Below are 12,440 nucleotides of genomic sequence, written 5' to 3' on the forward strand. Positions count from 1 at the left end.
CGAGTAAAGTTATTACTTCAAGCAGGATGAAAATAATCATAAATTTCTTGAGCCAAACGCAGCCCAATTCCTGCTACTTCAGCGAGTTGTGTGGTTGTCGCTTGCCGAATATAGTCAACTGAGCGAAAATGTCCTAGTAGCTGCTTTTGTCGATGATGTCCTAAGCCAGGAATTTCATCTAAACGCGATCGCTTCAATTTATCACTGCGCTGTTGACGATGGAAACTCACTGCAAACCGATGCGCTTCATCCCGCAGCCGTCGCAATAACTGTACCCCCGGTTGTTCTGCATCAGTTGTCAAAGGTTTAGATTCTCCCGGTAAAAAAATCTCTTCTCGCTGCTTTGCTAAACTCACAACTCGCAAGTCTTCTAATAAATTCATCTCTTGCAAGATAGCGACAACCGATGATAACTGACCTTTCCCACCATCGATCATGATTAAATCAGGCCAGTCAGGATTACCCAAACGTGCTAATTGCTGATCTTCCGCATATTTACGAAACCGACGTTGGATGACTTCAGCCAGACTAGCAAAATCATCTGAATGTCCCACCGTCACCGTCGGATTTTTGATTTTATAGTGGCGATAGTGCTGTTTAGCAGGTAATCCGTCGATAAACACAACTTGGGAAGCGACAGCATTTGACCCTTGAATATGGGAAATATCATAACCTTCAATGCGGTGGGGTACATCTGCTAAATCGAGAATGGTCGCTAAATCTTGCATTGATTGGTGATTGCGATCGCCAAACTTCTGCATTCTCTGCAATTCATACTGAGCATTTCGCTCTACCATCTCAATTAATTCTGCCTTAGTTTGCCGCAAAGGAGTCAAAATTGTGACTTTTTTGCCTTTACGTTGAGTTAAGACATCCGCCAATATCTCCGCATCTGGTAAATCATGCTGTACCAAAATTTCTAAGGGTATTTCCACCGAGTCAGCAGTTTGGTAATGTTCCTCTAAAGCTCGTTGTAAAATAGCTCCTGGTTCTGCGTGAGCATCCGCCACAAAGGCTAAACGTCCTACCAATTGACCTGCGCGAATCTGAAATAGTTGAATGCAGGCGTGCTGTTCGTCGGCTGCCAGTGCGATCGCATCCCGTGAAACGGTATCATCTGGTAAGGATACTTTTTGGTCGGCTGTCAGCGACTTTAACCCAGAAATTTGATCGCGAATCCGCGCGGCTGACTCAAAATTCAAGTTCTCGGCGGCTGCGTTCATCTGTTGGGTCAAAATCTCAATCAATTCCTGAGTTCGACCTTGAAACACCATCGCCACCTTTTGGACAATTTTGCGATATTCTTCTGGTGAAATCAGCTGTTGACACACACCTGGACAACGCCCTAAATCATAATTCAAGCAAGGACGGTCTTTAAAAAGTGGTTGAGGTCGTTGTCGCTGGGGAAAGATCCGCTTGCAGATGCGGACAATTTCTCGTAATAAACCAGCATCAGTATAAGGCCCGTAAAATTTATCCTTTTCTTTGCCGAATTGGCGTTTACGGGTAATAAAAATTCGCGGATAATCTTCTGACCAAGTGATGCAGAGATAGGGATATTTTTTATCATCTTTGAGCAACACGTTGAAGTATGGCTGGTGCTGCTTGATCAAATTGGCTTCTAGGGCTAAAGCTTCGGCTTCAGTATCAGTGACGATGAATTCAATTTCTGTCACTAATTTGACCATCGTCGCGATACGTTCACTCTTGTTGTAGCCATCCCGGAAATAGGAACGGACACGCGATCGCAACTTACGTGATTTACCTATATATATAATGCGATCGCTCCTGTCCCGCATGAAATAAACCCCCGGTTCCGGTGGAATTTCGGCTAGACGGTTTTCTAGTCGTTCTGACTCTTTAACCAGTGGTAATATTTGAGTAGATATTGTCACAACTAAAATTAGGTAATCTTTCTCTATTTTAAGAAAAATTGTTTTTTCGTGCCGATTTTACAGACTATTTATGAAGTAAAGATGAAATAGCCGTCACAAACTGCATACGCCAGAACAGATGAAAGAGGGACTGGGGACTGGGGACTGGGGACTGGGGACTGGGAGAATAATAACTCCTAACTCAGCACTCTCAGTTTCCAAGCTAGAAACTTGTCAGAAAACTTATTGCAAGCATAAAAACTTTGGAGTCAACGAGAATTTATCTAGCTGCGACCTTAGTTGTTGAATGCTAATGTCAGAATAAAAACTTTGCTTTTTGAATATATAATTAGTGTTTTTAAATTTATAATGTTTTATTATCTGAAGCTTGATATTTTAGATAGGAATATTTTTTATTTTGGTTTTTATTTTTTAGAAATAATAAAGAAAGAATGCGTTTAGATATAGCTTATATAAATGCCAGATAAGAATTTTATCAATTGACAAAAATTATGTTTATTTATTGAAGTTATAACATTAAGCGAATTAACGGATTGAGTCAGTTAAATTTACGATTATGATTGAGAATATAGTTATTATAATGATTTCAAACAAGAGTTAAATCATGAATTTACAAGATTTTGAAGTTCAGTATCGTGAAGCTATGGCTGAAACCCTCAATGAACTGCAAACAGCAATGCTATTGTTAGCGCAAGTACAACAGAAAATTTCAACTATTGGCAGTTCCGTACAAACTCTTAGTGAGCGTGTTGAAGAGTTTATTGCCGATCAGAAAGCAGAATAAATGCACGCCTAGCAAAAAAGCTTATCTGTGGTGACAAGTAAATTGTTCTTCAATTTTAAGGATGAGATCCTTGAGTTTTAAAGGTTTGACAAAATAGCTACGTGCGCCCAAATTCATAGCTAGTTCTTGATCTGCTTTAAAAGCAAAGGCTGAAACAACAATGATAGGTATTTTTGACAAATCAGGTTTTTGCTGGACTTGTTTTAAGAGTGAGTAACCGTCAATATCTGGTAACTTCAAGTCTAATAACATTAAATCTGGCTCGAATTTCTCTATGGTCGAGAAAAAAGTAGAACCTTCTGATAAGCTTTGGACTTCGTACCCACAGTAACTTAGATAGTCGCTAAGTAGCATCCGATTGAGATAATGGTCTTCAACTAGCAAAATTCGTCTAACTTTGTGTGACCGCAATGGCTTATCTCTCATTGAGTAATTGTGCTGTCATTGCTACCTATTATCTGATAATTTTAAATAAAAGCCAACAATTATGACCAGAAGTAACTGGAAGTAATTATTCATCAAAAAAAAGGGAGATGTTAGCTCCCTTTTTTCTTTGTAGTTTTGAACCCGCAATCTTAGATAGATACTTTAGATAGATGCTTTTTTAAACTTGCGTTTGGTAGTAAACACGCCAGCAACACCCAACAGACCAAGCATTAGTGATGGTTCTGGGACTTGCTTTGTAGGAGTTGTGTATCCAGGTGTATTCCAAGTATAGTACGCGCTGTAGGATAACTGGTCATCTGAGGCTGTAATTCCTGACACAGTAGGGTTAAAGCTGTAAGCGTAGTAGGTTTGACCACCAGTAACTACCTTGGCAATTTCACTAACTCCGATTCCACCTGTGTAGTTATTTAATGTCGCTTGGAAGTTGAGGAGGTCTTTGTATGATGTAAGTAGATTTATTTGAACTTGTACAGAAGCTAATGCGCTCAGGGGTTTAAGTAATGAAATCTTAGCGTCAATATCAGAAACGGTTATACTTGCTTGCGCTTTGCCTAATATTGCTCCGACTCCTCCACTCCATGCAGTGTTAAGATTACTAGAAATTGTATATGAGAGTTTGGTCTTTACATCTAAGTCACCAACCAATTGCAGTTGTACACCGCCATTTTGACCGAATTGGAAGCCACCAATGTTAGGATCTCCTATGCCTAATGAAGAAAAAGAACTTGTTATTAATGATTTGGTAGTGTCTGAAAACCCATTCCACACTGACTGGAATGGAGTGTAGGCATTCAACAAGTCACTCACCCATTGCGAACCAAAATTATTCCAGTCACTAGCAGTGACACTGCTAACAGTAGCACTGTAGTTTCCTTGTGTGGCGGTGAAGCCAACGTTAGAAGTTGGATTCTCAGTAGAATACCAAAGCTCGACGTTAGAAGTGGGGTCATTATCTGTCAAAGCTTTGATGGCAGCGTCAGTACCACCTTGTGCATTCCCTCTAATAAAGGTACCGTTTGAGCCACCAGTGTAAGTGTTAATTTCTGCTGTATTACTATCAAAGCTAAAAGATGTAGCGTGTGCTGGGGCAGCGGCAATAGCGCTCACACCAATAGCCATTGAAGCACCAATTACAAGTTTCTGAAAAGTCATCTTCATTGTTTTCAAGTTTCTGTTCGTTTGGAAGTTAAGTTTTAAACTACTGCTGTTTCTAGGCTTGGGCTATCTTGACTACAGGCTTTTGGTAATAGGGCGGCTTTTAAACGCGACCTGCATTGTTAGCCATCTTTGGTATCTCAGCGCACAAACCCAGTTTAATAATTAGAAGACCTGATTGGGTAAAGTTCCTTCTGATTATCAATAAAAAGATGACGAATATTTCGATATTTGGATAAGTTTAATTACTTATTTTTCTAAAAAATTCATGTGATATATACTACGATATGAATATTTTCAAGTTCAGTATAATACAGGGATTTGTAGGAACGCATATTTGTGATTGGTGTCAACTTACGCTCAAACCCCTTTAAAACCTCGTTTCCAGCATTAGGCTGCTGGTGTAAGTCAGGACGCGGCAGCCCTCCAATTAACGTGAGTCTCCAACGGAGGCGCATATCCAATTAGGCATCATCGGTGAGAGGTTAAGATAATCTTACTTTTGTCAATTAGAAATTATGCTTAAAATTTGGAAAGAGCCGAGGTATTAAGTTAACTGTTGTACTGAAATTATGGGTTAAGAATAAATGATGCGTATCAAGATGACGCGTAGGCAAAGCCCAACCTAGGCATCGCCCAATCAAAAATTCTGTTTCTAACCCCGATTTCAGCAATATTTTAAGTACTATTGCTTATTGACAAATTGTATCTGACCTTAACCTCTCACAAATGATTAGGCATTCCTCCTTGGAGACTGGGAAGGAGGCAAAATAAAATCTCTAAAAGCTTCTTATAGATTGGCTTTTAGCTGAAATTGACAAAAATGCACATTTATACTGTGGCTGACTGCGCGTTCTATTTGTAGACTTTGCTGCCAAAAACTCTTGACAACAAGTCCTTTTCACCCCCTCTGACTCCCCCGATGCCTTGGGGGAGAACCGGATATTTCCCCTCAAGGCATCGGGGGGATTAAGGGGGGTAAAACCTTGGTTAATCAACTATTCCAGACTTGTGTGTACACCGTAGCCGATATATTGGAGAGGGAAGCTAGAGACAGGATGAAGTTTTGCATCTTAATTTAATCCACGTTCCTAAAGGAACTCGGCAATTCTTTCCACAGCAGTTTCTAATAAATGTGGCTTATGCACCAAGGCAAAACGGACATACCCTTCTCCAGATTTGCCAAAGCCAGCACCTGGAGAAGCGGCTACACCAGTTTGTTTGACTAGTTGGGTACAAAATTCTATGGAGTTTTGACTCCAATGTGAAGGTAATTTTGCCCAAATGTACATTGTGGCTTGGGGAGTAGGGACATTCCAGCCAATGCGGTGTAAAGCACTGATGAATGCATCGCGCCGCTCCTGGAAGGTAGCGACGGCAGATTTGACGCCAGCTTGCGGCCCAGTTAGGGCAGCGATCGCACCATTCAAAATTCCCCGATACTGATTAAAATCAACGGCGGCTTTTACCTGGCGTAAGGCGTTAATTAACTGGGCATTACCGATAGCGTAGCCAATGCGGAAGCCGCCCATATTGTAAGACTTGGAAAGTGTAAAAAATTCAATGGAGACGCTTTTCTCTGGATCGGCTTGCAGAATTGAAGGGACTAGGGATTTTGGATTTTGGATTTTGGATTTTGGATTGGGAGAAGAATCTGCCCAGTCCTGACTCTCCCCAAATACCAAATCTACGTAGGGGAAATCGTGAACCAGCACGAGATTGTGTTGCTGACAGAAGGCAACAGCTTCTTGGAAGAAAGATAAAGGCGCGATCGCAGCAGTAGGATTATGAGGATAACTTAATACCATCATCCGCGACTGGGCTAAGACTGGGGCAGGAATATCAGCAAACACTGGTAAAAAACTGTTTTCTGCCAGTAGTGGCATTGGGTAGATTTGACCGCTGGCGAGGTAGACTCCCCCGGTATGAGAGGGATAACCTGGATCGAGCAACAGGGCAAAATCTCCGGGATTGAGTATTGCTAGAGGTAGATGGGCTGTGCCTTCTTGAGAACCAATTAGAGGTAGTACCTCAGTTTGAGGATCGACTTTGATGCCAAATTTTTGTTCGTACCAGCTGGCTGCGGCTTCCCGAAATCCTTGAGTACCGTTAAACAATAGATAGCCGTGGGTACTGCGATCGCTAAGAGACTGGGCGATCGCCTCAATTACATGGGCCTCGGCTGGTAAATCAGAAGACCCCAACGACAAATCAATTACCTGTCGTCCAGCGGCCAAAGCGACTGCTTTGGCTCTGTCCATATCAGCAAATACATTTGATTGCAGGGGTTGTAAACGTTTTGCAAATTGCATATTAGTCATTAGTCATTGGTCATTGGTCATTTGGTATGGACTATGAACTATTGACTAATTAGTATTTAAGTGGGTATCTAGGAGAGCTAGTAATTTGTCTTTGCCGATGACTCCCTCGGTGGATATCAAAACTTCTTGGCCTTGAAATAGTCTGAGGGCGGGTACACCTTCAACTTGGTACTGCTTAACAGTGAGTGGGTTGGGGTCAATTTCCATTTTAACGACTTTGAGGCGATCGCTATATTTGCTAGCAGCTGAGTTAATTAGGGGCGACATCAATTGACAAGGCCCACACCAGGAAGCCCAAAAGTAAACTAATACAGGCTGCTCGGCTTTTAACACTTCGGTTTCAAAATCAGCATCGGTTATTGTGATTACAGCCTTACTCATTGCAGTCTCCATCAGGTGGCGATCAAAGTTGGCACACACAATACTTTATCCTAAAGTCGTCAATAGTCTATCTAAATCTCCGCTGTCACCGCCAAACTTCGTTATGGCGGTGACAGCGGAGCGGTAGTGAGTCTGCGAGCGTCGGGGGATAGGAGGGCAATTACTGGGGTGACGCTCGTTCCTCGCTAACGATACCCCAGAAATTGCCAAATCATTAGCTTTTGTTTTTCTTTTTAAGACTACGGATGAATTCACGGATTACCTCTGTTTGTGTTCTATCCTGTTGCTGGCAGTAGGTTTTTAATATTTCTAGCTCTTGTTCTGGAAGTCTAATATCTATGCGAGTAGTCATACAAAAGTACGGAGCAATGCTGTACAATATCTATATGCTACTAACTTATCAGTTCAAACTCAACCCTACTCCCGAACAAGTTGTTATTCTTGAGGCTTGGGGCGAGTTGTTGCGTCGTCATTGGAACTACGCACTAGGGGAAAGATTGAACTGGTTAAGACGTACAAGGTCTATTATTGACCGATGCAGCTTAATTTGTGAATGTAAAATCCCACAGCCAACAGGTGTGGGACTAGCTTAAATAAGTTTTCTGCCAATTTTACAGCTGATCCAATTGTTTGCGTAGGGAATCTAACTCGGCATCAACCACCTCATTAGACTTAGGATTAGGAGCAGGGGTTTGTTGTTGCGGTGGCAGTTGGGCTTGATTTTGGGGAGTAGCGGGTGGTAACATTTGCGCTTTCAAGGCTGCCAATTCATCATCAACATCGCTACTACCTTCCAACCGGGCAAATTGGCTTTCTAAATCTGCTCCTGCTAACTCTCCTGCTGACTGGGCCCGAGCTTCTTGCATCAAGACCTTTTCTTCCATCCGCTCAAAGGCAGACATGGCACTGCTGGTATTCATCCCACTTACCATGTTTTGGAGTTGCTCTTGGGCTTTGGCGGTGGTGATTCTCGCTCTCAGCATTTCTTTCTTGGTCTTAGCCTCAGAAATTTTGCTTTCCAGCTGGATTAAGTTGCGCTTGAGGGTTTCAACTTGAGTGCTTTGGGTATCTAAACTAGCTTTGAGGGCAGCACTAGTGTCCGTATAAGTCTTTTTCCGCTCTAAAGCTTGTCTTGCTAGGTTTTCATCACCTTTTTGCAGCGCCAGTTGAGCGTTGCGTTGCCACTTATTGATTTCATTTTGAGCATCGCTGTACTGTTTCTCACTACGTTTTTGGGCGGCGATGGTCTGGGCTACTCCCTGACGCAGCTGCACCAAGTCTTCCTGCATTTCCAGGATGGCTTGCTCTAGCATTTTTTCGGGGTCTTCGGCTTTGTTAACCAGGTCGTTGAGGTTAGAACTAACTACTCGCTTAATGCGATCGAATAATCCCATAACTTTGTTTTTCCTTGTGTAATTTACGCTTTTTGTTGGACAGTTAGCTTTTTTACTTTTTTATAGCTACCTATTTCAATGTAATCTTTCCAGTTTGAATCAGTATCTCCTAACAACTCCTAATTGTTAAGATATCGCCAAATTGGGGTAATTAGTTGAACTTCAAGAAGAGGCTCTTTACTGGGGAAAAGGAGCAGGGGGAAATGACCCAAGCTTTGAGCCTACAAGCGTTGCGGAACATGGATCTGATTCCCCCACTTCTACTAAGTGGTTCCCGAACAGGGAGAGGTCAAATCCCCTTTCTGTTCTATCCCCCTGCTCCCAAAAAGACTCTTCGTCAATTTGTGAAGGAAGAGAAGATGGTCAAATCCCCTTTCTGTTCTATCCCCCTGCTCCCTGCTCCCTACCTCCTGACTCTTTTTCAAGAGTCCTGAGTTTTGGGTAACTGCTGTTGGGGAGGTTGCGCTGTCTTCTGGTTCTCCTCAATGAGTAGACTTTCGTGCTGTGTGTTTTCTGCCTGGTTGAGAAGCTGTACCTTCATCGCTGCCAATTCGGTATCTACATCATTAGATTCCAAAGAAGTAAATTGTGTTTCCAAGTCGTCGCTACTAAGTTGAGCGATTGCTTCTGATTGAGCTTCTATCTGTAAAACTTTTTCTTCCATGCGCTCAAAGGCACTCAGACTGCTAGTGGTAGAAGTTGTGCCGAGCATTTCCTGGAGGCGATAAGACGCTTCAGCAGAACGGGCGCGGGCAATATACATATCTTTTTTTGTTTTCGCCTCGGCAATTTTTAACTCTAGCGATCGCATATCCTTTTTTAGCCTAACTACTATCTCGTTTTGCTGCTCTATCTGGGAAAATAGGGCTGTAGTAGTTTCTTTATAGGCTTGGCGCTTAGTCAATGCTTCGCGTGCTAGAGGTTCGCTGCCTTGTTGTAGGGCCAATTGGGCACGACGATACCATTCTTCTGTTTGAGACTGGGCAGCCCCTGCCTGGCGTTCAGTGCGTTTCTGGGTAGCGATCGCTTGTGCAACACCCTGCCGCAACTGCACCAGATTTTCCTGCATCTCCAGAACAGCTTGCTCCAAAATCTTTTCTGGATCTTCTGCACCACTAATCAAACTATTGAAATTAGCGCGAATCACCCGCAGAATACGGTTGATTAATTCCATGTCGGCTCTCCATTCACGAAATCCAAATCCAAATCCAGTGCTGAGTGCTGAGTGATGAGTAATGAATTTAGTTATAGAGTGCTGAGTGCTGAGTAATGAATTTAGTTATAGAGTGCTGAATGCCCAAGTAAAGTCTTGAGTATAAGAATTATTGTTGTAGGGTCGTCAACAAACAAGATTTTGTCTCTACTACTCAGCACTTAGCCCTCACAACTCAGCACTCATTGACTCAGGACTGTTATCTCATGGTATCGTAAATTTTTACAACTTATGGCTACTGAACCCGTGCCTTGATTCCCCTTGCCTGTAAAAGTTGCATCTGTTGTTTTACTTGCTCTTTAGTTTTAAAAGCACCCAGATAAATCAATTCTTTGTTGGGCGATAAATAAGCATCAGGAATTACTTGCCGTGCTGACGCAAAAGCCGCACCTTTATTATCTATCACTATATGATAGAACCCATCTGTTCCTGGTTTGATTTCTGCATTCGGTTTTGGTGAAGTTGCGATTGCCTTAGGCGAGGTTTTTATCGGTGGAGTGGGAGGCAAGTTCAGAGGAGGCAAGGATTGTAGCGTCGGTACTGGTGCTAAGGCGATCGGATTTGTCGGTTTTAAGGCTGTGTTGGCCTCAGGTAAAGCCGCTTGAGGATTTGTGGGGTTTTGAGGAACTACTGGATGAGAGACTACTGCGGGGGTTGGTTGGACTTTGGGTTTTAAGCCAACTACATCATTAGGATCTCTCACCTCAGGAAACTCTTCATTAGCGAGATTGGGATATTTGGGCATAGATGTACTTGGTGGCTGGATTTGAGGTTGAACATCACTGCCAACTTCTTCAGTATTTTCTGGTGTGGGAGACGAGTTCCCATTAAACAAATTGCCTAAATTCCATTGTGGTAAGCTTTTGGGATTGAACACTACATAACCCAAGGTAAGACTCGCCACCAGTAGTAGCAACATCGAGCCGATTCCCAAAGGTGATAATAGAGTGTCACTAGAATTACTTGGATTCTTGGTTTCTGGTTGTTCTTCTGCCAGACTTCGCAGCAGTGCTTCACTAGATTCTAAATAATCATCTGGGTGCTTAGGAGTGTTATCTGGTTGCAAGAGATTTTCGCTTTTAGTCCCTTTAACGAGTGCTGACACAATGCTGCTACTAAAGTTGGGTGGGGGTGGTGGAAGTTGAGTTTGTGTTTTAGCAGAATCGGAGGTAGAGGGCACATTAAGATTATTAAGATTATTCAGTTCCTCGGTTTTTGCCGTAGCTAGTGCTGGTTTGATCTCAGGATTCACTGCTACAGATGTGGGTGGTACGTCAATTTTTGCCTTAGTTGGCGCTGGGGTTCCCTGATGATTAACGGGTACAGATGTCGGTGGTACATTGGTTTTAATTTCCGTTACCGATGACTGAGTTGTGCCCGATGTTGTAGGAATGGCAATTAATGGCTGGGATTGATTACTCATGTAACTTGCAACACGGGACTGGTTTGATACTAAACCAGTTCGTGTACGTCGATATCGAGCTAACTCTTGATCTAGCGGTACCTCTAAACTCGCTAATGCTGCTGCTAGTGCTGGTTTCAACCCAGGTGTTTTAGACAATTGATGATTATCGGAATCGTTCAAGGGATTTTGAGTCATTGTTTCTGTGCCTCAAGCGTAGATTGTTGGAACTAACTTTTAGATATATTTGTGACAATAGTAGCGGAAATTATTTAAACAGATAGATTAGGTATTGGGCATGGAGCATGGGGCATTGGGCATTGAAAAGAGGCAGAGGGGCAGGGTGCGGGGGGCGGAGGGGAAAATTCTTCTCCCTGTTCCCTGTTCCCTGTTCCCTGTTCCCTGCTCCCTGCTCCCTGCTCCCCTGCTCCCCTGCTCCCCTGCTCGCTCATCTTCCCCAGTCCCCAATCCCCACTCCCCACTCCCCACTCCCCACTTTTAACGATGTCGTTGAAATCAATTAATGATATTTTAGGGATTCTGGAAAAGCAGGCTAAATGGCAGGAGCAACCATTTCAACTTCTACTCAAGTGTTGGGCAGAAGTTGTTGGTTCTGTGGTTGCTGCAAATACTCGGCCATTGTCGATTCAGCGTGATGTTTTGTCGGTAGCAACTTCTAGTGCTGCTTGGGCGCAAAACTTGACTTTTGGTCGCACATCTCTACTTTTAAAGTTAAATAAAAAGCTGCCAACGCCTTTGCTTGATATTCGCTTCTCTACTGCTGGCTGGCAAAATCGATCTGTGGAGAGAAAACAGCAACAAACGGTTTCGCCCGATGAGCATCCCAGTTATCTTGGGGATGAGATTAGCCACCCTGATGCTACAGCCACGAAGGATGTGAATGCGGCTTTTGGACATTGGACGAAGATCATGCGATCGCGATCGCATGGCTTACCCCTTTGTCCCCAATGTCAATCTCCCACCCCACCTGGTGAACTCCAACGCTGGGAAGTCTGTTCTGTCTGCGCTGCTAAACGGTTTTGAAGGCAAAATAGTTGAGTATTATTCGTTAAGCAGAATTTATCCTGAACTAACTTGCTGCCATTACATCAAATAGTTCTAAATCTTGAGAAAAGATATTATTTTACTACTAAAATCTGCCGAATGTGGTATGCAAAGCAGACTATTTATCTAAAATTCTCTGCCTTTAGGCATCCTTAAGGAGGAAGTTAAAAGGCTGGAGAAATCAAAAGCTTTAGTTTTAATCTTGATCCCTAATAAGTTTTAGGCGATATCTATATGTAACTGCTCTAATGATTATTTAAATATATAACAAGATTATAAAAATATCCTGAAGTTTATTTTTTACTTGGGATCGCTGAAACCTATAGAAAATAATGACTTTTTGGCTTTTCTCCGTCTTTATATATAGAAGCAAAATATAAAGA

General features: G+C 42.7%; 11 protein-coding genes and 1 pseudogene. 3 read left to right on the forward strand and 9 right to left on the reverse strand.

The window, feature by feature from the left end; translation table 11 throughout:
* Positions 1 to 17: 17 nt before the first annotated feature.
* A complete protein-coding gene (gene uvrC, locus V7K67_RS02870) occupies positions 18 to 1,895 on the reverse strand; it encodes an excinuclease ABC subunit UvrC (protein WP_334732571.1) in 1,878 nt (625 codons plus the stop codon).
* A gap of 604 nt (positions 1,896 to 2,499) precedes the next feature.
* On the opposite strand from uvrC, the gene V7K67_RS02875 reads away from it, so the two are divergent.
* A complete protein-coding gene (locus tag V7K67_RS02875) occupies positions 2,500 to 2,679 on the forward strand; it encodes a hypothetical protein (protein WP_334709346.1) in 180 nt (59 codons plus the stop codon).
* A 21-nt stretch (positions 2,680 to 2,700) separates the two neighbouring features.
* Here V7K67_RS02875 and V7K67_RS02880 read toward each other — a convergent pair.
* From V7K67_RS02880 to V7K67_RS02900, 5 genes and pseudogenes are all read right to left on the reverse strand, one after another.
* A pseudogene (locus V7K67_RS02880) lies at positions 2,701 to 3,124 on the reverse strand (response regulator).
* A gap of 143 nt (positions 3,125 to 3,267) precedes the next feature.
* Positions 3,268 to 4,278 carry an NF038130 family PEP-CTERM protein gene (locus V7K67_RS02885; protein ID WP_335165179.1) on the reverse strand — a complete coding sequence of 337 codons (1,011 nt, stop codon included), beginning with the start codon at positions 4,276 to 4,278 and terminating at the stop codon, positions 3,268 to 3,270.
* A gap of 1,094 nt (positions 4,279 to 5,372) precedes the next feature.
* Positions 5,373 to 6,602 carry an LL-diaminopimelate aminotransferase gene (locus tag V7K67_RS02890; RefSeq protein WP_334733962.1) on the reverse strand — a complete coding sequence of 410 codons (1,230 nt, stop codon included), beginning with the start codon at positions 6,600 to 6,602 and terminating at the stop codon, positions 5,373 to 5,375.
* Between the two features lie 45 nt (positions 6,603 to 6,647).
* Positions 6,648 to 6,983 carry a thioredoxin family protein gene (locus tag V7K67_RS02895; RefSeq protein ID WP_179067658.1) on the reverse strand — a complete coding sequence of 112 codons (336 nt, stop codon included), beginning with the start codon at positions 6,981 to 6,983 and terminating at the stop codon, positions 6,648 to 6,650.
* Between the two features lie 214 nt (positions 6,984 to 7,197).
* Positions 7,198 to 7,335: a ribbon-helix-helix protein, CopG family gene (locus tag V7K67_RS02900; RefSeq protein WP_334705885.1), complete on the reverse strand. Its 138-nt coding sequence runs from the start codon at positions 7,333 to 7,335 to the stop codon at positions 7,198 to 7,200.
* On the opposite strand from V7K67_RS02900, the gene V7K67_RS02905 reads away from it, so the two are divergent.
* Positions 7,322 to 7,576 (forward strand): helix-turn-helix domain-containing protein, encoded by a 255-nt coding sequence (locus V7K67_RS02905; protein WP_334733963.1) that lies wholly within the window; start codon positions 7,322 to 7,324, stop codon positions 7,574 to 7,576. The two genes, V7K67_RS02900 and V7K67_RS02905, sit on opposite strands and share 14 nt — an antisense overlap.
* Positions 7,577 to 7,594: 18 nt before the next feature.
* Here V7K67_RS02905 and V7K67_RS02910 read toward each other — a convergent pair whose 3' ends face one another.
* The 3 genes from V7K67_RS02910 to V7K67_RS02920 all read right to left on the reverse strand — a co-directional run bounded on the left by V7K67_RS02910 (position 7,595) and on the right by V7K67_RS02920 (position 11,190).
* Complete coding sequence (locus tag V7K67_RS02910; RefSeq protein WP_179067659.1) at positions 7,595 to 8,377, reverse strand: PspA/IM30 family protein; 783 nt, start codon at positions 8,375 to 8,377, stop codon at positions 7,595 to 7,597.
* A 421-nt stretch (positions 8,378 to 8,798) separates the two neighbouring features.
* Positions 8,799 to 9,551 (reverse strand): PspA/IM30 family protein, encoded by a 753-nt coding sequence (locus tag V7K67_RS02915; RefSeq protein ID WP_335165182.1) that lies wholly within the window; start codon positions 9,549 to 9,551, stop codon positions 8,799 to 8,801.
* Between the two features lie 274 nt (positions 9,552 to 9,825).
* Positions 9,826 to 11,190, reverse strand: coding sequence for a hypothetical protein (locus V7K67_RS02920; RefSeq protein WP_334733964.1), 1,365 nt, complete (start codon positions 11,188 to 11,190; stop codon positions 9,826 to 9,828).
* 306 nt (positions 11,191 to 11,496) lie between these two features.
* On the opposite strand from V7K67_RS02920, the gene V7K67_RS02925 reads away from it, so the two are divergent.
* Complete coding sequence (locus tag V7K67_RS02925) at positions 11,497 to 12,036, forward strand: DUF721 domain-containing protein (protein ID WP_334733965.1); 540 nt, start codon at positions 11,497 to 11,499, stop codon at positions 12,034 to 12,036.
* Positions 12,037 to 12,440 lie beyond the last annotated feature (404 nt).

The organism is Nostoc sp. (assembly GCF_036917155.1).
Taxonomy (GTDB): domain Bacteria; phylum Cyanobacteriota; class Cyanobacteriia; order Cyanobacteriales; family Nostocaceae; genus Nostoc.

Bases quoted from the DNA above. Each gene is read 5' to 3' on its own strand.
- V7K67_RS02875 (WP_334709346.1), top strand. From the start codon at position 2,500: ATGAATTTACAAGATTTTGAAGTTCAGTATCGTGAAGCTATGGCTGAA.
- V7K67_RS02885 (WP_335165179.1), bottom strand. From the start codon at position 4,278: ATGACTTTTCAGAAACTTGTAATTGGTGCTTCAATGGCTATTGGTGTG.
- V7K67_RS02890 (WP_334733962.1), bottom strand. From the start codon at position 6,602: ATGACTAATATGCAATTTGCAAAACGTTTACAACCCCTGCAATCAAAT.
- V7K67_RS02895 (WP_179067658.1), bottom strand. From the start codon at position 6,983: ATGAGTAAGGCTGTAATCACAATAACCGATGCTGATTTTGAAACCGAA.
- V7K67_RS02905 (WP_334733963.1), top strand. From the start codon at position 7,322: ATGCGAGTAGTCATACAAAAGTACGGAGCAATGCTGTACAATATCTAT.
- V7K67_RS02900 (WP_334705885.1), bottom strand. From the start codon at position 7,335: ATGACTACTCGCATAGATATTAGACTTCCAGAACAAGAGCTAGAAATA.
- V7K67_RS02910 (WP_179067659.1), bottom strand. From the start codon at position 8,377: ATGGGATTATTCGATCGCATTAAGCGAGTAGTTAGTTCTAACCTCAAC.
- V7K67_RS02915 (WP_335165182.1), bottom strand. From the start codon at position 9,551: ATGGAATTAATCAACCGTATTCTGCGGGTGATTCGCGCTAATTTCAAT.
- V7K67_RS02920 (WP_334733964.1), bottom strand. From the start codon at position 11,190: ATGACTCAAAATCCCTTGAACGATTCCGATAATCATCAATTGTCTAAA.
- V7K67_RS02925 (WP_334733965.1), top strand. From the start codon at position 11,497: ATGTCGTTGAAATCAATTAATGATATTTTAGGGATTCTGGAAAAGCAG.